The sequence below is a fragment of the Polaribacter sp. IC066 genome, from assembly GCF_007997085.1.
In the GTDB taxonomy this organism is placed as follows: domain Bacteria; phylum Bacteroidota; class Bacteroidia; order Flavobacteriales; family Flavobacteriaceae; genus Polaribacter.
This window is the reverse complement of sequence record NZ_VORR01000169.1, coordinates 1-505: the sequence shown is the minus strand read 5'-3', so window position 1 is coordinate 505 and position 505 is coordinate 1. Positions and strand designations below refer to the sequence as shown.

Here is a 505-nt window from a genome sequence, read left to right as displayed (position 1 = left end):
ACAAAAAAACCTATTGAATATGTAGACATATACAATAGTACTAATTTCACTTCGACAAACTCCGAAGGTAGATTTTTATTTGTTTCAGAAAAAGATTCTATTAAAATCAGACTACTTGGCTATAAGTCTATTCACTTAAATTTTGAAAAAATAAGAAAGGACACAATATTTTTAGAAAGTAAATTTGAAACATTAGACGAAATTATTTTAGGAAATTCAAGTTCAATATCTAATTTTTATAAAGAGTTATATAATAATTACCCTTTTAAACCTTATTCTGAATCCTTTTTTTTAAGATGTATTTTAAAGAAAGATAGCAAAATTATCAAACTACAGGATTTAAATGGACTTATTGAGAGGAAAACGTTGTTTTCGAATTCGAAAAAGCCACTACCTAAAAAAAATTACAAAATAGAGGTTTTAAATATGCGTAAAGCAGGGATAGAAGATGATATAAACGGGCAAAATATATATTTTCAAATGTTTAATTTTAAGCAAATTCTTG

At 24.8% G+C, this 505-nt stretch carries 1 pseudogene; it reads left to right on the top strand.

The features are described 5' to 3' along the window. Nucleotides 1-505: pseudogene (locus ES044_RS18390) on the top strand (hypothetical protein); the annotation flags it as partial.